Below are 18,354 nucleotides of genomic sequence, written 5' to 3'. Positions count from 1 at the left end.
CTTGTCGCAGCGCCCGTCGATCAGGCGTCGCGACCACAATCGGCTTCTGATGACCGAATGATGAAAGCGGACCTCGCCTGCTTCGGGCGATTGTGTCCGCTCCAGTCTGCGATAAAGTCATACGATAGAAGCGAGCGTGTCAAGCGCCGCCATGGTCTGTGCCGCGCCTCAAATGAGGGGCTCCGGCAAGGCCGCAGAGGGAGAGCCCATCATGCGCGTGCGCGACTTCTCGCGTCCGACGACGCTTAATCCGGACAGGCTCTTCGGCCAGGTCGCGCAGAAGCTCGCGGTCGCGGTCATCACCGGTCGCATCAAGGCCGGCGAGGTTCTGCCCAACGAGGACGATCTGCGCTCGGACATCTCGGTTTCACGCACCGCCTATCGCGAAGCGGTCAAGATCCTGACCGCCAAGGGGCTGGTGGAGGCACGCCCGAAGAGCGGCACCCGCGCCGCGCCGCGCGAGCGCTGGAACCTGCTCGACCCCGATGTTCTCTCCTGGCATTTCGAAGCGGACCCGAACGAGCGTTTCATTCGCGATCTCTTCGAGTTACGCCGCTTCGTCGAGCCCAGCGCCGCCCGCCTCGCCGCCCAGCGCCGGACCTCCGCTGACATCACCCGGATCGAGGCGGCCTATCGCGGCATGGCCGACGGCCCTCCCTATGCCGAGGCGACTATCCGCGCCGATCTCGCCTTCCACGAAGCAATCTTTGCTGCCGCACAGAATGCCGCGCTGCAGTGCCTCGCCAGCGCCGTCATCGCCACGCTGCAATGGTCGCTGCTGCTCAAGACGGGGGACGAGGCCGCCTATATCGAATCGCTCCCGGACCACGAGCACGTCCTGCTCGCCATCATCGACCGCGACGGCGACCTCGCCTCCGCCCGGATGGCCGGGCTCGTGATCGACAGCCTGAACACGACTCTCGCCTCGCTCGGCACGCACTACGCTACCGAGACGGGAAAAATCATGCGAATAAAGCATACTAAATAAGCGCCCCACCGCGGTGCGGGGCGTCATCGGGTACCGCTCATGCAAAGGCATGGCTAGAATGCCGCGCCAAGCAGGCTAGTTTCATTTTAATCGATTCAGAAGCCGCGAATCAACACTCCTTCCAGCCCCACGGACAGCGCGACGATGACAGCCTCGACCAAGCCCGAAATCATCATGACCGGACCGCTGATGGCCTATGCCGCCGATCAGCTTAAGGCGCGCTTCACGGTCCACGAGCTCTGGAATGCGCCCGATCGCGCCGCCTTGCTGCGCGAGGTCTCCGGACGCGTCCGCGGCGTCGCAGCCGGCGGCGGCCATAATCGCGTCGACGGTGCACTGTTCGATGCGCTTCCCAAGCTCGAAATCGTCTCGAGCTTCGGCGTCGGCTACGATCATGTCGATGCGGCCGAGGCCGGCCGGCGCGGCCTTGTCGTCACGAACACGCCCGACGTCCTCACCGACGAGGTCGCCGATCTCGCGATCGGCCTCTTGCTCTCGACCGTACGCCAGCTTCCTCAGGTCGACCGCTACCTGCGCGAGGGCAAGTGGCTGAAGGGCGCCTATCCGCTCACGACTTCGCTGCGCAAGCGTTCGGTCGGCATCGTCGGTCTCGGCCGCATCGGCAAGGCCGTGGCGCACCGGCTCGAGGCTTTCGGCGTATCGATCGCCTATCACGGCCGCTCGCGCCAGGACGACGTGCCCTATCGCTACTATCCTTCGCTCGTCGACATGGCGGCTGACGTCGACACCCTGATCTCGGTCGCGCCGGGCGGAGCCTCGACGCATCACATCATCAATGCCGAGGTGCTGAAGGCGCTCGGGCCGAACGGCATCGTCGTCAATGTCGGCCGCGGCACCGTCATCGACGAGCAGGCCCTGATCAAGGCGCTGCAGGACAAGACCATCCTCTCCGCCGGCCTCGACGTCTTCGAGGATGAGCCGCGCGTGCCGGCCGAGCTGATCGCCATCGAGCATGCGGTGCTCCTGCCTCATGTCGGCTCGGCCTCGGTCCATACCCGCGAGGCGATGGGCCAGCTTCTGGTCGACAATCTCGTTTCATGGTTCGATGGCAAGGGCCCGCTGACGCCCGTGCCGGAGACCCCATGGAAAAAGGCCTGATTCGCCGGCTGCTGCCGCTTCTCGTGCTCGGCGCCGGCAGCCTGCCGGCCGCCGCCCAGACGGCGCCGCTTCCGCGCGGCGCCGACAAGGCCCCGGAGACGATCCGTCGCTGGCTTGGAGCCTGGGAGCTCGAACTGGCAGGCGCCACGCGCAGTTGCACCGTCACCCTCGGTGCGGAGACATCCGGCACGGCCCGCCAGCTGCGCTTCCCCGCCACATGCCGCCGCGCTCTGCCGATCCTCGACGATGCGACGGGCTGGACACTGGCAGCCAACGGCCAGCCGCAGCTGCTGGACGCCAGCGGCAAGGAAGTGGTCGGTTTCCAGAAGGGCACGCCTGCAACCGGACTGGACGGCAAAGGCAGCGACGGCAAGGCCTATCGGCTGCTCTCGAAGGACCACCCCCGCGTCGCGCCGGCTTCATCCGCGAATCCGGCGACCGCCGCACAACGACAGACTCCGGTCGACCCGGCCACAGCGCCTGCGGCCACGACGTTGCCCGGGCGCTATGTGGTAATGCGCCAGCAGAACCGCGAAGCGTGCCGTCTCATCCTGTCTCCGCCAACGGCAGCCGGGCAAGCGACAGCCGCCTTCGAAGGCTCCTGCCAGGATACCGGGCTCACCATCTTCGACCCGGCGGGCTGGCGCTATGACGGCGGACGCCTCACCCTCGTCGCCCGCCGTGGCCACGGCATCGACCTGATTTTCGAGAATGGCCAATGGCGCAAGGACCCGGCGGTCGGCGCGCCGTTGCTGATGCGCAAGCTCAATCCGTAGACCCTGCCGCGCGAAAGGCACCCGCGCGACAGGGCAGAAACCTCACTCCGCCGCGTCCGCGGGCTTGAGCACGCCGCGCCGGATCTGGTCCTCCTCGATCGACTCGAACAGAGCGCGGAAATTGCCCTCGCCGAAGCCGTCATCACCCTTGCGCTGAATGAATTCGAAGAAAATCGGGCCGAGCACGGTGCCCGAGAAGATCTGCAGCAGCACCTTGCTCATCCGCCCCTGCTTGTCCCCGAGCGCCACGGCTCCCTCGCCGTCGATCAGGATGCCGTCCGCCTTCAGCCGCTCGACCGGCTCGCCATGGTTCGGCACGCGCGCATTGACCTTCTCGTAATAGGTGTCTGGCGGCGACGGCATGAAGGGCAGGCCGTTACGGCGCAACTGCTCGACGCTGGCATAGATGTCGCGCGCGCCCATCGCGACATGCTGGATGCCCTCGCCCTTGTACTGGCGCAGGTACTCCTCGATCTGGCTCTTGTCGTCGAGCGACTCGTTGATCGGAATGCGGATCTTGCCGCAGGGCGAGGTCAATGCCCGCGAGATCAGGCCGGTCAGCTTGCCTTCGATGTTGAAGAAACGGATCTCGCGGAAATTGAACAGCTTGCCGTACCAGCCGGCCCAATGGTCCATGCGCCCGCGGTGGACGTTGTGGGTGAGGTGATCGAGATAATAGAGGCCGGCCTGCTCGGGATGCGGATCGCGCTCACCGATCCACTCGAAATCGACATCCCAGATCGAGCCCTTCTCGCCATAGCGATCGACGAAATAGAGCAGCGATCCGCCGATGCCGCGTACGGCAGGGATCGCAAGCTCGCCCGGCCCGATCGCGCTCTCATAGGGCTCTGCGCCGAGCGAGACGGCCCGCTCGAAGGCATGCTTCGCATCGACCACGCGGAAGGCCATCGCGCATGCGCAGGGGCCATGCTCGGCGGCGAAGGCCTGGGCGAAGGAATCCGGCTCGGCATTGACGACGAAATTGACATCGCCCTGGCGGTAGAGCGTCACCTGCTTCGAACGGTGACGGGCAACGGGCATGAAGCCCATGGTCTCGAACAGCGCGCCGAGCTTCTCCGGCTCGGGATGGGCGTACTCGACGAACTCGAAGCCGTCCGTGCCCATCGGATTCGCGGCCGAGATTTCCGGCGGTGCCGCATCGTGCGGAAAGGGACCCATGGCACTCCTCCTGTTCTGTTGAGGGCACATGGTCACGCAGAATGGAGGCAAGGGGCGTGCGAATCTGTACGCAGCCGCGCAAGAGATGCATCATCCATGCACCCACAAGCAGAATGGCGCACGACATGACCACGCTCGACACCCTCGATTGGCGGCTTCTCGATGCCCTGCAGCGCGACGCTTCCTTGACCAATGCAACTCTCGCGGAGCAGATCGGCCTGTCTGCCAGCCAGGTTTCGCGCCGCCGCCAGCGCCTCGAGCAGGACGGCGTAATCCGCGGCTACCGCGCGGCGCTGGAGCCGGCAGCCGTCGGGCTCGGCGTCATCGTCTTCATCCATGTCGCGCTCGACACCCATTCGCGCGACAACGCCCGGCGCTTCCGCGACCTCGTCCGGCTGACGCCGGCGATTCTCGAGGCTCATGCGCTCACGGGCGAGGCGGACTACCTGCTGAAGGTGGCGGTCGGCGATCTCAAGGCGCTCGCCCGGCTCGTCAACGAAATCCTGATGCCGCATGAGAGCGTGGCGCGCGTCCGCTCCGAGATCGCGCTCGAAACGCTTAAGGAACCGGGGCTCCTGCCGCTGCCGATGACATAGCGCGGCGCTTGTGCAAACTGCGCCTTCGTCACGCCGCTTTGATGCGGCTGATCGATCCCGGTCGCATGCCCTCCCACTGCGGCCACCACAGGAGAACGTCGATGTTCAACGCCAAATCGCTGCTTGATGCCCTGATCAGCGCCGGCAGCCAGGCAGGTACGCAGGCGGGTCAGCAGGGTGGCCTCGGCGGCATGCTCGGCGGCCTGGCGGAACAGGTGCAGCGTTCGGGTGGCCTCGGCGGGCTCGCCGGGCAAATCCTGACCCAGGCAAGTCAGGGCGTCGGCGACGCCGCGCGCCAGACCGGCGTGCAGCAGGGCGCGAACGATGCGCTCGGCCGGATCACCGGCGGCAAGACACCCGACCAGCTCATCGAGCAGGCGAAGGGCCTGTTCAACAGCAACCCTGCCCTCGCAACGGCCGTGCTCGGCGGTCTCGGCGCGCTCGTCTTCGGCACCTCGACCGGCCGCTCCGTCGCCGGCTCGGCAGCCAAGCTCGGCGGCCTCGCCCTGATCGGCGGCCTCGCCTACAAGGCCTACCAGAACTATCAGGCCGGCAAGCCCGTGCTCGACAGCCGCCAGCAGGAGTTGCTGCCCGCCCCCGCCGGAACCGGCTTCGAGCCGCAGGCGGCGAGCGAAGCGACCGCCCTCGTCTTCGTCCGCGCCATGATCGCGGCAGCGGCGGCTGATGGCCATATCGACACCGAAGAACGCGATGCGATTCTCGGCGGCCTCAAGGAGGCCAATCTCGATCAGGACGCCCATGCCTGGCTGGCACAGGAACTCGCCAAGCCAGCCTCGATCGACGAACTCGTCGAAGCCTCAGAAAGCCCGGAACTCGCCGCGCAGATCTATACGGCGGCGCGCATCGCCATCAATCCGGACACTGCGCCGGAGAAGGACTTCCTGGCCGGCCTCGCCGGTTCGCTGGGATTGGACGCGGAACTCGTCGCCAATATCGACGCTGCTGCCAGCGCCGCAAAGGTCTGAACCGGGCAAGGCAGACCACAGGCACCGCCAGCGCCGGCTTTCGCCCATCGCGGAAGCCGGCTGAGAACATCACAGGCTCGCGAGTTGGAAGCCGCGCCGCCTCCACTTCCGTGTTCCCTGCTGCTAGGTGCGGGGCCATGCCTGACTCGAAGAACGGCGGACCGGCACCGGAGCTGAACGCCCCCTCGCCGACGCGCCGCCAAGCCCTCGCGCTGACGCTGCTCTCGCCGCTTGCCGCCGTGCCCGCTCTTGCGCGGCCGCCGCTCTTTGCCGGCTCCGCCTCGCAATTCGTGCAGCTCGATCCGCCGGAGGATGCCGGCTCCCTCGCGCTCACCGACCTCGACGGCAAGAGCAGGCCCCTCTCGGCTTATCGCGGCAAAGCCATTCTCCTGAATTTCTGGGCGAGCTGGTGCCCGCCCTGCCGGCGCGAGCTGCCGATCCTGCGGCGCCTGCAGGCAAGAGCGGCGCATGAGCCCTTCGTCGTCCTTCCGGTGTCGTTGGACAAATCGGCGGCGACCGTGATCGCCTATCTCAAGCGCCTTGGGCTTGCCGACCTCTCGACCTTCATCGATGCTGCCGGCGCAGTTGCTTCCGGGCCGAAATCGACCCAGCCAACGCCATTCGCCCTCTACGGCATGCCAATGACCTATGTGCTCGATCATGAAGCGCGTAGCGTCGGCTATCTCGTCGGCGAAGCGGACTGGGACAACCCTGAGGGGCTGAAATTGCTGCGCTTCTACGCAAGAGCGGCGGGCTGATTTGCCAATGAAAGCAGGGTTCGTGCGCTCCCGCGGATCGACCCCGAAAAAATAATCGCCTCCTGCATTGAACCTCCCCGCTCCGTCCCGCGACCAATCGGCATAGAGGGCGAGCAGTTCGCTCTCGAACCAGTCGGGAGAGACGAGCATGACGACGTTCCGCAAGACGCTGACCGCCACCCTCGCGGCCGCGACCCTGGCCACCACTTTCATCGCCTCCGGCGCCGAGGCGCGCCCGCGCTGGGGCTATGGCTACGGTGGCTGGGGCGTCGGAGCCGGTGTGGTTGGCGCGCTCGCCGCGGGCGCTATCATCGCCTCGGCCACTCGCCCGGCTTATGGCCACGGCTATTATGCCGCTCCCGTCCGCTCCTGTGATCTGGTCGAGCGTTTCGACCGCTGGGGCAACGTCATCGGCTACCGCCGGGTCTGCGGCTACTACTGAGGCTTCGGCACCCTGAGTTCTCGAGACCAGACTGAAGCCCCTCTCCGAGGGGCTTTTTTGCTTCCGGCGTGACCGGCATCAGGCGCCGTCCGTGAGCGCGGCAGCCATGCTCACGGACCGACGCTCAGCGCCACATGGGCTGCCGCCTCGTCGCAGATCCACTTCCGGAAAGCCGCGATGGCCGGCCGCTGCGCGGAAGCCACCGGGCAGACCAGATAGTACTGGTGCGGCCCCTTGACCTGATGCGGGAACGGCCGGACCAGACGACCGGCATCGAGATAATCCCCGATCAGGACATTGGTGGCGAGCGCCACCCCCTGCCCTGACGCGGCGGCCTGCAAGGCCAGGAAGGTGTGCGAGAAGCGTGGGCCCCGCGTCGCGTCGATCTGGGGCAGGCCGACCGCGCCGAGCCAGCGCGGCCAGGTAATAAAATCAGGGATTCCCTCCGGAATCTCATGCAGCAAGGTGTGATGGCTGAGGTCCGCCGGCTCGCGTAGCGGCCGCTCCGGGTCGCCGAGCAGCGCGGCGCTGCAAACGGGAAAGAAATTCTCCTCCATCAGGAGATCCGTCTGCAACCCCGGATAGCCGCCGCGGCCCAAGCGGATCGCTACGTCGACATTCTCGCGGGCGAAATCGGTCAGGCTCACCGAGATCTCGACCCGCACCTCCAGGTTGGGCTCGCGCTCCTTCAGCGAGCCGAGCCTTGGGATCAACCAGTTCAGGGCGAAGCTCGGCAAGGTGCTGACCGTCAGGGCGTTCGGCGCCTCCGGTCTCAAAGCCCGGGCCGTGGCTTCGTTGAGCTGGTCGAGCACCTGCGAGATCGTCGCGGCATAACGTTCGCCGATCTCGGTCAAGGCAACGCCCTTGCTCGGCAGCCGGATGAAGAGCGGGCGCCGCAGCCAGGCTTCGAGCGACCTCACATGCTGGCCGACGGCGCTTGCGGTAACGGCGAGCTCATCCCCCGCCTTCTCGAAATTGCGATGCCGGGCAGCGGCTTCGAAGGCGCGCAGGGAAGCCAGGGGCGGGAGATGGCGACGGCTCATGTCAGGCCAAGTTCAGCTTGGGCAATGCGAAGAACTTCGCATTTGCTTCCCCCTCGGGCAAGGCGCAGATTCCGGGTCGATTAGATCACTCAGGAGGCGCGTCATGTACGCCAGCCCTGCCATAGCCGGACTTTCCTTCTCCGCTCCCCGCCGGTCGAGCGGCCGTGCCCTGGGGCTGCTGTTGCAGCTCGAGGCCTGGCTCGATGCCAGGAGCAGCGCACGCGCGCTCTACGCGATGGACGAACGGGCCCTCTCCGATCTCGCCCTGTCGCGCAGTGATGTCGAGCGCGTCAACGCGGACGCCGGCCGCCCTGCCGGAGCCGCCTGAGAAGCCCGCTGCGGAGAACCCGACCGGACCGAGGCCGGCCAGAACGGAACCGAACGAAAAAAGGGGCTGGAGGTCGACAACGACCGCCAGCCCCCTTTTCCTGTCGTCGCACGCTCGCCGACGCGCCCCTTGCCGGCCGTTGCCTTGCACAGATTGCCGGTAACGATCCAGGCGATGCAGCGCTTCAGCGGGAAGCTGCCACGATCGACATCGCTGACGTGATCTGACGCGCGGGGGCTAAATCATGATCCCGCGCTCGTAACGGAGATCGTCGATGCCCCTGCCCAACCGAGTCAGGCCTGACGGCACGCTCACCGCCGACCCGGCGCGCGGGCTGTTCTTCGGCAATCGCGGCGGCCGCTTCCACGATCCCGACCGGCGCGAGGTGCCGGCCCGCATTCAGGCGACGCAGCACTGGCTCTGCTGCGTCCTCTCATTCAAGGGGCGCCGCCGGAAGGTCTGGGGCCACGGCTACACCGAGCTCTTCTTTTGCGACGAGGTGACGGCGCTTGCAGCCGGCCATCGCCCCTGCATGGAATGCCGCCGCCGCGACGCGCTCGCCTATCGCGACGCGCTGGTGCAGGGCCTGCGCCTCCCGGAAACGCCGCTCTTTCCCGAGATCGACCGCATCCTCGATGCCGATCGCCGGATAGGACGGGCCAAGCGCATGCACCGGCTGCCGGCAGAAGAACTGCCGGACGGCGCGATGCTCCTGTCCGAGAGCGAAGGAGCATTTCTGGCACTGCGCGCAGACACCGCCCTGCTCTGGTCACCAGCCGGCTATGTTGCGCTTCATCCCCGTCCGAAAGGGCTGGCGACCGTTCTCACCCCGCCAGCCACGCTTGCCGCGCTGAGGCATGGCTACCAACCTATCTGGCACCCGAGCGCGGAAGCCCTGGCCCCGTCCCAGGCACGGACCGGTAGGAACTTTTACCCGCCCGGAAGCGTTGCCGCAGCATCATCCTTTCAATGAGGGGCTGCCAATGCGTTCCATCATCCTGTGGCTTGTGGGTATTCCGATCCCGATCATCATCCTGCTGTGGTTTTTCATGAAGTAGCGTGCGGTTGCGTCGCGTGAAGAAGGCCGGGCCCTGCGCCCGGCCTTCTCGTTTGCGGCGGCGCTTCCCGCCACGAACTGACAGGCGATCATGCTTTCCCGGCATGGCCCCGCCATCGCAACCAAGCTCCGGCTCCCCTATATGCCGCCCATGTCAGACACGACCCCGCCGATCATCTCGGTCTCCGGCCTCTCCAAAACCTATGCCACCGGCTTCAGCGCGCTGAAATCGGTGGACCTCGCCATCCGGCGCGGCGAGATCTTCGCTCTGCTCGGCCCCAACGGCGCCGGCAAGACGACGCTGATCAGCATCATCTGCGGGCTCGTGCGGCCAAGCACCGGCACGGTTCTGGCGGATGGGCACGACATCCAGCGCGACTATCGCGCGGCCCGTTCCGCCATCGGCCTCGTACCGCAGGAGCTGACGACCGATGCCTTCGAGACCGTCTGGAGCACGGTCAGCTTCAGCCGCGGGCTTTTCGGCAAGCCGAAGGATCCGGCCCTGATCGAGCGAATCCTCAAGGACCTCTCGCTCTGGGACAAGAAAGACACGCAGATCCGCCGCCTCTCCGGCGGCATGAAGCGGCGCGTGATGATCGCCAAGGCGCTCTCGCACGAGCCGCGCATCCTCTTCCTTGACGAGCCGACGGCCGGCGTCGATGTCGAGCTCAGGCAGGACATGTGGCAAATGGTGCGCCGGCTCAGGGATGATGGCGTCACCATCATCCTGACCACGCACTACATCGAAGAGGCCGAGGAAATGGCCGACCGCGTCGGCGTGATCTCCAAGGGCGAAATCATCCTGGTCGAGGAAAAAGCCGAGCTGATGCGCAAGCTCGGCAAGAAGCAGCTCACCCTGCAGCTCCAGCAGCCGATCGGCGCCGTCCCGGCGACGCTCGCGGGCTTCGACCTGAAGCTGTCTGAGGGTGGCGATGAGATCGTCTACACCTACGACACCCAGGCCGAGCGCACCGGCATCACCACACTGCTCCAGGGCCTGTCGGAAGCGGGCATCCGCTTCCGCGACCTCAGCACCAGCCAGAGTTCGCTGGAAGAGATCTTCGTCAATCTGGTGAGGGAGCGGGCATGAGCGCCGCAAGCTTCAACCCGCATGCCATCGCGGCGATCTACCGCTTCGAGATGGCGCGCACCTGGCGCACGCCGCTGCAGAGCATCGTCTCGCCGGTGCTGTCGACCTCGCTCTATTTCATCGTCTTCGGCGGGGCGATCGGCTCACGCATGCAGTCGATCGACGGCGTGCCCTATGGCGCCTTCATCGTGCCCGGCCTGATCATGCTCTCGCTGCTGACGCAGAGCATCGCCAACGCCTCCTTCGCGATCTATTTCCCGAAATTCACCGGCACGATCTACGAGCTGCTCTCCGCTCCCGTCGCTTGGTGGGAGGCGGTGATAGCCTATGTCGGCGCGGCCGCGTCGAAATCGATCCTGCTCGGCCTCATCATCCTCGCAACGGCGGCCTTCTTCGTCCCGCTCCGGATCGAGCACCCCTTCATGATGCTGCTCTTCCTGGTGCTGACGGCGACGACCTTCAGCCTGTTCGGGTTCATCATCGGCATCTGGGCCGACGGCTTCGAGAAGCTGCAGGTCATCCCGTTGCTGATCGTGACGCCGCTCGCCTTCCTCGGCGGCTCCTTCTACTCGATCAGCATGCTCCCGCCCTTCTGGCAGACGGTGACGCTGTTCAACCCGGTCGTCTATCTGATCAGCGGCTTCCGCTGGAGCTTCTTCGGGCTCGCCGATGTCAGCCTCGGCGTGAGCCTCGGCATGACGCTCGTCTTCCTCGCCGCCTGCATCGCAGTGGTCGGCTGGATCTTCAAGACGGGATATCGGCTGAAGAATTGAGCAAGAGAGCCGTCATGCTCGGGCTTGACCCGAGCATCTCATGACAATGACGCGCCCGAGCCTCCTCCGGGAGGAGATTCTCGGGTCTGCGCTTCGCTACGCCCGAGAATGACGTTCCGTACAACCAATTGACTTCCGCCCCCCTTCCGTCTTGATGCGCGCCATGACCGATCTTTCGACCATCGAGGCGTCCGCGGCCCGCCCCGCGCCGCATGCGCGCCGGCGCACCTTCGCCATCATCTCGCACCCTGACGCGGGCAAGACGACGCTGACCGAGAAGCTGCTCTATTTCGGCGGCGCCATTCAGCTCGCCGGCGAAGTCCGCGCCAAGCAGGGCCGCCGCCAGACCTCGTCGGACTGGATGAAGATCGAGCGCCAGCGCGGCATCTCGGTCGTCACCTCCGTGATGACCTTCGAATATGGCGGCCATGTCTTCAACCTGCTCGACACGCCCGGCCACGAAGACTTCTCGGAAGACACCTACCGGACGCTGACCGCGGTCGACTCCGCCGTCATGGTGATCGACGCGGCGAAGGGCATCGAGGACCGCACCAAGAAGCTCTTCGAGGTCTGCCGTCTCAGAGATATCCCGATCGTAACCTTCATCAACAAGGTCGACCGCGAGACCCGCGACCCCTTCGACCTGATCAACGAGATCGAGACGACGCTGGCGCTCGACGTCGCGCCGATGACCTGGCCGGTCGGCCGCGGGCGCGAATTCGCCGGCACCTACGACCTGAAGGCCAACACCTTCCGCCGCAACCAGAAGGGCGACGAGAGCGCCGAGGATCAGCGCGTCTCCGGCTGGGACGATCCGCTCTTCGACGAGCTTCTGCCGCATGGCGCCGCCGAGACCTGGCGCGAAGAGGTCTTCCTCGCCGCCGAGGGCCTGAAGCCCTTCGATCTGCAGGCCTTCCGCGAGGGCCATCTGACGCCGCTCTATTTCGGCGCGGCACTGCGCGACTACGGCGTGCGCGACCTCATCGATGCGCTCGGCGCCTACGCCCCGAGCCCGCGCGCCCAGCTCGCCGACAAGCGCCCGATCGAAGCGTCTGAGCCGAAGATGACCGGCTTCGTCTTCAAGATCCAGGCGAACATGGACCCCAACCATCGCGACCGCATCGCCTTCATGCGCGTCTGCTCGGGCAAGCTGACGCGCGGCATGAAGGCCAAGCTCGTCCGCACCGGCAAGCCGATGCCGCTCAACGCGCCGCAGTTCTTCTTCGCACGCGACCGCTCGATTGCGGAGGAAGCCTTCGCCGGCGACATCGTCGGCCTGCCCAACCACGGCACGCTGCGCATCGGCGACACGCTGACCGAGGGTGAGGACATCGTCTTCAAGGGGGTGCCGAGCTTCGCGCCGGAAATCCTGCGCCGCGTCAAGCTGAAGGACGCGATGAAGGCCAAGAAGCTGCGCGAAGCCCTGCAGCAGATGGCGGAGGAAGGCGTCGTCCAGCTCTTCCTGCCGCATGACGGCGCGCCCGCCATCGTCGGCGTCGTCGGCGCCCTCCAGCTCGACGTGCTCAAGGAGCGCATGGAGGCGGAGTATTCGCTGCCGATCGACTTCGAGCCCTGCCAGTTCGCGATCGCCCGCTGGGTCTCCTCGGACGACAAGGCGGCGCTGGCGAAATTCGTCGGGTTGAAGCCCTCGGCCATGGCCGACGACCTCGACGGCGACCCGGTCTTCATGGCCTCATCACAGTTCACGCTGAAATACGACGCCGAGCGCGCACCCGATGTGACCTTCTCGGCCATCAAGGACTATCAGAAGGGCGTGAAGGGCTGAGCCGGCCGCTGTGGCCTGAAAGCGACAGGCCGCGGCGCGCTCCTTTCGGGTTGATCCGCATCAATTCGCATCGCGCGAAACCGGCGCTGATGGAGGCATGAGCTTTGAGGCGCAACCCGCGTCGCAGGCTCGCGACTCCGGAAGCTGCTACCATGATGTCTCGCTCGATCCGTCTTTCTCTTGCCGCCGTGCTGCTGGGCGCCACGGCGCTGACCAGCGCCCAGGCGGCCGATTTGCCCTCGACCAAGGCCGCTCCCCTGGCCCCGGTGCTCACCAGCTGGAGCCCGTGGATGATCCGCGGACGCGCGCTCTTCGTCATGCCGCAGGAAGAGGCGAGCCTGAGGCTGGGCGGGGCGCCGATCGTCGGCGGCAAGGTCGATATCTCCAATTCGGTCGTGCCCGAGCTCGACATCACCTACTTCTTCACCAAGAACATCGCCGCCGAGCTCATCCTCGGCGTCACCCCGCATAATGTGAAGGGTGCGGGCAGTCTCGCCGGCGCGCGCATCGGCTCGGCCTGGCTGCTGCCGCCGACCCTGATGCTGCAGTACCACTTCACCGACCTCGGCGCCTTCAAGCCGTATCTCGGCGTCGGCGTGAACTACACCGTCTTCTTCAACGAGAAGGCCAAGGGCGGCTTCACCGATTTCGACCTGAAGGATTCCTTCGGCTTCGCGCTCCAGGCCGGCTTCGACTACATGATCGACCAGCACTGGGGCCTCAACTTCGACGTCAAGAAAATCTTCCTGGAGCCCAAGGTGAAGGTGAACAACGGACTCATCGCCGGCAAGGTCAAGATCGACCCCTGGCTCATCGGCGCCGGCGTCACCTACCGCTTCTGAGATCCGGCCCGGCTTCGGCGGTTCGGCTGGCGGAAAGGGAACGGTTCGCCCCTCCCTCCGCCGCCGGCGTTCACACCTCGGCGAAACCCAGCGGGATCGCCGAGGTGGATTTCAGCTCCTCCATCGCAAACATCGAGGTCACGTCGCTGAGGTCGATGCGCGAGATCAGCTTCTTGTAGAGCGCGTCATAGGCGGCGATGTCGGCGACATAGGCCTTGAGCAGATAATCGATCTCGCCGCTCATCCGGTAGAAATCGACGATCTCCGGCAGGTCGTGCACGGCCTGATGAAAGCGTTCGAGCCACTCCATCGAATGGCGGGCCGTCTTGATCGCGATGAAGACCGTGACGCCGGCCTTGAGCATCTCCCGGTCGAGCAGCGCTACGCGGCGCTTGATGTAGCCGCCCTCCTCGAGCTTCTGCACCCGCCGCCAGCAGGGCGATGACGATAGTCCCACCGCCTCCGCGAGTTCAGCGAGCGGCAGACTCGCATCCTCCTGCAGCCGCGCCAAAATGCGCAGGTCGAAAGCATCGAGCTTGGCCATGAAACCTCGGCGAATTCGGCATCAGCTTCTTTCCCAAGGAATGAAGCGGAGAATATTTTCCACGTATTATCCCATTTAGGGCAACAGGTTCCAATCAGGGAAGAAAATTCTCCAACTGCGCAAACCAATGCCCGCCCCCCTCCCGTATCCTTTTTCGCAAGGGTTCGAGAGGGGGACGACATGCAGGGGTTTCTGAACGAGGAGCGGCGTGGGGCCGTACTCCAGAGCCTGCGGACCGATGCAGGCACGCTGTCGCGCGACTATCTCTCAGCAGCGCGAGAAGTCCTGCACGAGCTTGTCGCCATGCCCGATCTGATCCAGCGCCTGCCGCTGGAGCGCAAGGCGGGCGGCTACAGCCGCAACCTGCTCGCCGGCAATGAGGATGTCAGCGTCTGGGCCATCGTCTGGGGCGAAGGCTCGGCCACCTCGATCCATGATCACCATTGCTCTTGCTGCTTTGGCGTCGTCTCCGGCACCGTAACCGAGACGTGGTATCGGGCCATCGACGGCGCCCGCGCCGTGCCTACCGAAGAGCAGGAGCGCCAGCCGGGCTATGTTGCCTGCATGCTGCCCTCAGGCCCGAACATCCACCGCATGCGTAATTTCGGGCCGGGCGAGGCGATTTCGATCCATATCTACGGCTTCGACCACGAGGTTCACGCCTCCTCGATCGAGACCGAATATACCGCCATCAGCGGCTGACACGTGCCGTAACCGCGGCGCACTGCTTGCGGCGGGACGGGTGCATGGACCCCCGCCCCGCGGCTTCCCGATCGGCCTCAGCCCGCCCGGTTGCCCGAAACCACCGCCAGCGCGGCGATGAAGCGATCGAGATCGGCTTCCATGATGTAGGGCGCCGGCGAGATGCGGATCGTGTCGCCCCGGGCGACGCCGCCACGACGCACCGTCATTACCCTGTGCTTGTCCCGCAGCTCCGCGACGATCGCGTTGGTCTCCGCCACCGTGCGCTTGCCGGTCAGCGCGAAGGAGGTAATGCCGGCGACCATGCTCGGATCGTCCGGTGTCTGGATTTCCACGCCCTTCAGCTCTCGCGCCTTGGCGACCCAGTAGTTGCGCAGATGGCGATAGCGCGCCTCCTTGGCCTGCGGGCCGATCTCCTGATGCAGCGCCAGCGCCGTCGGCACCGCGAGCTGGGCGGCGAAGTTCACCGTGCCGGTATGCAGCCGCGAGCGCACATCGTCGGCCTTGAAGTCCTCGTCGGCCAGATAGGTGTCGATGTCGGCCAGGCGCTCCTTGTTGATGTAGAGCATGCCGACGCCGAGCGGCGCGCCGATCCATTTGTGCAGATTGAAGCCGATGAAATCGACGCCGAGGTCCTTGGCCTGGAAGTCGACCTGGCCCCAGCTATGGGCGGCGTCGAGGATGACGTCGGCACCGCGCGCCTTCGCCATGACGGCGATCTCCTTGACCGGCATCATCAGGCCGGTGCGGTGGCTGACATGGGTCAGCAGCAGGAGCCGTGACTTCGGATTGGCCTTGAGCGCAGCGTCATAGGCGTCGAGCACCGCCTGACGGGTCGCCGGCTCCGGGATGGCGAACTTGACGACATCGACGCCGCGGCGCCCCTTCAGCCAGTTCATCGCATACTGCATCGAGTCGTAGTCGAGATCGGCATAGAGCACCGTGTCGCCGGGCTTCAGCTTGTTGTAGCCGGAGATCAGCGCCTGCAGAGCCTCGGTCGCGCCGCGTGACAGCGCGATCTCCTCGCGCGCGACGCCGAGAAAGGCGGCGAGCGGCGTGCGGACATCGTCGAGGTCCTTGCCGATCTTGGTGCGGGCATAGACCGTGTTCTCGAAATTCACGAAGTCGGTCAGGCGCTTGTATTCTGCCTTCACCGGCTCGGCCATGATGCCCCAATAGCCGTTCTCGAGGTTCACCATGTCCGGCGTCACCGCATAGAGATTGCGCACGGCAGTCCAATAGGCGGTGTCGGAGCCGATATTCGCGGTCGGCAGTGCCGGCAAAGAGCGGGCCGAAGCGGTCATGGCCTGCGTCGTCAGCGCAGCGGCGCCGAGGCCGAGCAGCAACGCACGGCGATTGGTCTCGAGGGCTTGCATGGTCGTCGCCTCCTGCGGGGTCGGTGCCGCGTAGCGAAGCGGTGTTTCAGCCCTGTGACGGAATGCGGGGATAAAGGGGCACTTCTATCCCCGGTCCGGACGGCGGCCGCATGCTGGCCGGCTCAAACCTCAGGGGAGCCTGCGCATGTCGATTTTTGGCCGGACGGGAGCGCCGACGATTGTGGCACCAGCGCCCTCAGCCGTCACCGAGCCGAAGCTTCGCCGGCTCGCGCCCGATGGAGGCGCGGCGATCCTCGCCGGCATTGCAGGCGGCTTCGATCGGCTGGCGCCCGGCCACGGCGTGACGACGCGGCTGCGCATATGCCACTTCCTCGCGCAAGCCGCACACGAGACCGACGGCTTCCGCACGCTCGAGGAATATGGCGGCCCCGTCTACTTCAGCCGCTATGAAGGCCGGCGCGATCTCGGCAACACGCAGGCCGGCGACGGCATTCGCTATCATGGCCGCGGCATCTTCCAGCTCACCGGCCGGGCGAACTATCGCCGCTTCGGGCAGCTTCTCGGCATCGATCTTGAAGCCGAGCCCGAGCGGGCAAAGGAACCTGCGATCGCGCTCTCCGTCGCCTTTTCCTATTGGCGCGAGCGCGGCATCGGCGCAGCCGCCGATGCCGACGATGTCGAGCGAGTGACGAAGCTCGTCAATGGCGGGCACAACGGCCTGGCCGCGCGGGCGCGCTATCTGAAGCTCGCCAAAGCGATCTGGATCTAGCCGCCCCTCAAACGTGCCCGGCCTTCAGCGCCTGGTCGAGATCGGCGTAGAGATCCCCGACATCCTCGATACCGGTCGAGAGGCGCAGCAAATCGGTCGGACAGGGCGAGCCGGCGCCCTCGATCGAGGCGCGATGCTCGATCAGGCTCTCGACGCCGCCAAGCGAGGTCGCACGCTTGTAGAGTTCGACATGGGCCGCGGCCTTGACCGCCGCCGCCTCGCCCCCGGTGACCTGGATCGACAGCATGAAGCCGAAGCCGCCTTCCATCTGCCGCGCAGCGATGTCGTGGCCGGGGTGCTGCGGCAGGCCGGGATAGAGCACGCGCGCCACCAGCGGATGGGCCGAGAGGCGCTGCGCCAATTCCATCGCCGAAGCCGACTGGCGCTCCTGCCGCAGATGCAGCGTGCGCATGCCGCGCATCAGGAGGTAAGCCTCGAACGGGCCGAGGATGCCGCCCTGCCCTTTGCGCACGGTCTTGATGCGGTTCCAGAACTCATCGTCGGCATTGGCGCAAAGCGCGCCGGCGACGACGTCGGAATGGCCGTTGAGAACCTTGGTCGCCGCATGCATCACGATGTCGGCGCCGAGCGTCAGCGGCCGCGTATGCACCGGCGAGGCGCAGGTCGAATCCACCGCGAGCCGCGCGCCGGCCTTGTGCGCGATCTCGGCCGCGGCCGCGATGTCGGTGATGGTCCAGAGCGGGTTCGACGGCGTCTCGATCCAGACGAGCTTGGTCGCGCCGGGCTTCACGGCTGCCTTGAGCGCAGCGAGATCGTCGGTCTCGACGAAATCGACATTCAGGCCCCACCGTGTCGCCTCGTTGAGCAGCCAGGCGCGCAGCGCCCAGTACATCACCTTGGAGGCGACGACGTGGTCGCCGGGTGAGAGCGCCTGGAACACGGCGGTCGCCGCAGCCATGCCCGAGCCGAACAGCAGCGCGCCGGCCTTGGCCTCTTCCAGCATGGCGAGCACGGCCTGCGCCTCATGGACCGTCTCGTTGTCAGGCCGGCCATAGATGAAACCAGTCGAGTAGCCGTTGTCCTCGTCGCGGATATAGGTCGTCGAGACATGGATCGGCGGCACCACGGCCTTGGTCACCGAATCGACCTTGCCCATCGCCTGCGCTGCGAGGCTCCGCGGGCTCCAGCTTTTCGTGCTCATCGTCTCTCCAACCGTCACGCTGCCTATGTCGACACGATCTCGCATGATCGGTCAGACGCACTCTAGGGCTCAGCCAA

20 protein-coding genes are annotated in these 18,354 nt (G+C 66.1%); 15 read left to right on the top strand and 5 right to left on the bottom strand.

Annotation, left to right across the window (positions count from 1 at the left end):
• Positions 1–211: 211 nt before the first annotated feature.
• The 3 genes from AC1DNE_RS22575 (at position 212) to AC1DNE_RS22565 (ending at position 2,883) form a co-directional block, all read left to right on the top strand.
• Positions 212–988: a FadR/GntR family transcriptional regulator gene (locus tag AC1DNE_RS22575; RefSeq protein WP_476841195.1), complete on the top strand. Its 777-nt coding sequence runs from the start codon at positions 212–214 to the stop codon at positions 986–988.
• Between the two features lie 144 nt (positions 989–1,132).
• Positions 1,133–2,107 carry a 2-hydroxyacid dehydrogenase gene (locus AC1DNE_RS22570; protein WP_441472494.1) on the top strand — a complete coding sequence of 325 codons (975 nt, stop codon included), beginning with the start codon at positions 1,133–1,135 and terminating at the stop codon, positions 2,105–2,107.
• Positions 2,092–2,883, top strand: a complete 792-nt coding sequence (locus AC1DNE_RS22565) for an AprI/Inh family metalloprotease inhibitor (RefSeq protein ID WP_441472493.1) — start codon at positions 2,092–2,094, stop codon at positions 2,881–2,883. Before AC1DNE_RS22570 ends, AC1DNE_RS22565 begins: the two co-directional genes overlap by 16 nt.
• Before the next feature lie 42 nt (positions 2,884–2,925).
• On the opposite strand, the gene hppD is transcribed toward AC1DNE_RS22565, so the two are convergent.
• The gene (gene hppD / locus AC1DNE_RS22560) at positions 2,926–4,062 is read right to left on the bottom strand and encodes a 4-hydroxyphenylpyruvate dioxygenase (protein ID WP_441472492.1); all 1,137 of its coding nucleotides are present in this window, start codon (positions 4,060–4,062) and stop codon (positions 2,926–2,928) included.
• A 125-nt stretch (positions 4,063–4,187) separates the two neighbouring features.
• On the opposite strand from hppD, the gene AC1DNE_RS22555 reads away from it, so the two are divergent.
• The 4 genes from AC1DNE_RS22555 (at position 4,188) to AC1DNE_RS22540 (ending at position 6,844) form a co-directional block, all read left to right on the top strand.
• A complete protein-coding gene (locus tag AC1DNE_RS22555; protein ID WP_441472491.1) occupies positions 4,188–4,658 on the top strand; it encodes an Lrp/AsnC family transcriptional regulator in 471 nt (156 codons plus the stop codon).
• Between the two features lie 101 nt (positions 4,659–4,759).
• The gene (locus AC1DNE_RS22550) at positions 4,760–5,644 is read left to right on the top strand and encodes a tellurite resistance TerB family protein (RefSeq protein WP_441472490.1); all 885 of its coding nucleotides are present in this window, start codon (positions 4,760–4,762) and stop codon (positions 5,642–5,644) included.
• A 137-nt stretch (positions 5,645–5,781) separates the two neighbouring features.
• On the top strand, positions 5,782–6,402 hold the full coding sequence (locus tag AC1DNE_RS22545; RefSeq protein ID WP_441472489.1) for a TlpA family protein disulfide reductase: 621 nt from the start codon (positions 5,782–5,784) through the stop codon (positions 6,400–6,402).
• A 148-nt stretch (positions 6,403–6,550) separates the two neighbouring features.
• A complete protein-coding gene (locus AC1DNE_RS22540) occupies positions 6,551–6,844 on the top strand; it encodes a hypothetical protein (RefSeq protein ID WP_441472488.1) in 294 nt (97 codons plus the stop codon).
• Positions 6,845–6,954: 110 nt separating this feature from the next.
• Here AC1DNE_RS22540 and gcvA read toward each other — a convergent pair whose 3' ends face one another.
• Positions 6,955–7,887 (bottom strand): transcriptional regulator GcvA, encoded by a 933-nt coding sequence (gene gcvA / locus AC1DNE_RS22535; protein ID WP_441472487.1) that lies wholly within the window; start codon positions 7,885–7,887, stop codon positions 6,955–6,957.
• A 103-nt stretch (positions 7,888–7,990) separates the two neighbouring features.
• Here gcvA and AC1DNE_RS22530 point away from each other — a divergent pair, with 103 nt between their 5' ends.
• From AC1DNE_RS22530 to AC1DNE_RS22505, 6 genes are all read left to right on the top strand, one after another.
• Positions 7,991–8,215 carry a YjiS-like domain-containing protein gene (locus AC1DNE_RS22530; protein WP_441472486.1) on the top strand — a complete coding sequence of 75 codons (225 nt, stop codon included), beginning with the start codon at positions 7,991–7,993 and terminating at the stop codon, positions 8,213–8,215.
• 274 nt (positions 8,216–8,489) lie between these two features.
• Positions 8,490–9,188 (top strand): hypothetical protein, encoded by a 699-nt coding sequence (locus AC1DNE_RS22525; protein WP_441472485.1) that lies wholly within the window; start codon positions 8,490–8,492, stop codon positions 9,186–9,188.
• Between the two features lie 235 nt (positions 9,189–9,423).
• The gene (locus tag AC1DNE_RS22520; RefSeq protein WP_441472484.1) at positions 9,424–10,362 is read left to right on the top strand and encodes an ABC transporter ATP-binding protein; all 939 of its coding nucleotides are present in this window, start codon (positions 9,424–9,426) and stop codon (positions 10,360–10,362) included.
• Positions 10,359–11,135, top strand: a complete 777-nt coding sequence (locus tag AC1DNE_RS22515) for an ABC transporter permease (RefSeq protein ID WP_441472483.1) — start codon at positions 10,359–10,361, stop codon at positions 11,133–11,135. The genes AC1DNE_RS22520 and AC1DNE_RS22515 overlap by 4 nt, the downstream gene beginning before the upstream one ends.
• Before the next feature lie 163 nt (positions 11,136–11,298).
• A complete protein-coding gene (locus AC1DNE_RS22510; RefSeq protein WP_441472482.1) occupies positions 11,299–12,921 on the top strand; it encodes a peptide chain release factor 3 in 1,623 nt (540 codons plus the stop codon).
• Between the two features lie 155 nt (positions 12,922–13,076).
• On the top strand, positions 13,077–13,763 hold the full coding sequence (locus AC1DNE_RS22505; protein ID WP_476766259.1) for an OmpW/AlkL family protein: 687 nt from the start codon (positions 13,077–13,079) through the stop codon (positions 13,761–13,763).
• A 70-nt stretch (positions 13,764–13,833) separates the two neighbouring features.
• On the opposite strand, the gene AC1DNE_RS22500 is transcribed toward AC1DNE_RS22505, so the two are convergent.
• Positions 13,834–14,307, bottom strand: coding sequence for an Lrp/AsnC family transcriptional regulator (locus AC1DNE_RS22500; RefSeq protein WP_441472481.1), 474 nt, complete (start codon positions 14,305–14,307; stop codon positions 13,834–13,836).
• Between the two features lie 180 nt (positions 14,308–14,487).
• On the opposite strand from AC1DNE_RS22500, the gene AC1DNE_RS22495 reads away from it, so the two are divergent.
• Positions 14,488–15,009, top strand: coding sequence for a cysteine dioxygenase (locus tag AC1DNE_RS22495; protein ID WP_476766229.1), 522 nt, complete (start codon positions 14,488–14,490; stop codon positions 15,007–15,009).
• 77 nt (positions 15,010–15,086) lie between these two features.
• On the opposite strand, the gene AC1DNE_RS22490 is transcribed toward AC1DNE_RS22495, so the two are convergent.
• On the bottom strand, positions 15,087–16,385 hold the full coding sequence (locus tag AC1DNE_RS22490) for an aminotransferase class V-fold PLP-dependent enzyme (protein WP_441472479.1): 1,299 nt from the start codon (positions 16,383–16,385) through the stop codon (positions 15,087–15,089).
• Between the two features lie 145 nt (positions 16,386–16,530).
• Between AC1DNE_RS22490 and AC1DNE_RS22485 the strand changes: the two genes are divergently transcribed.
• Positions 16,531–17,115, top strand: coding sequence for a glycoside hydrolase family 19 protein (locus tag AC1DNE_RS22485; RefSeq protein WP_441472478.1), 585 nt, complete (start codon positions 16,531–16,533; stop codon positions 17,113–17,115).
• 7 nt (positions 17,116–17,122) lie between these two features.
• On the opposite strand, the gene AC1DNE_RS22480 is transcribed toward AC1DNE_RS22485, so the two are convergent.
• Positions 17,123–18,277 carry a trans-sulfuration enzyme family protein gene (locus AC1DNE_RS22480; protein ID WP_441472477.1) on the bottom strand — a complete coding sequence of 385 codons (1,155 nt, stop codon included), beginning with the start codon at positions 18,275–18,277 and terminating at the stop codon, positions 17,123–17,125.
• Between the last annotated feature and the right edge of the window lie 77 nt (positions 18,278–18,354).

The sequence above is a fragment of the Allobosea sp. 05L423 genome (assembly GCF_056397745.1).
This window is presented reverse-complemented; position numbering and strand designations above follow the sequence as displayed.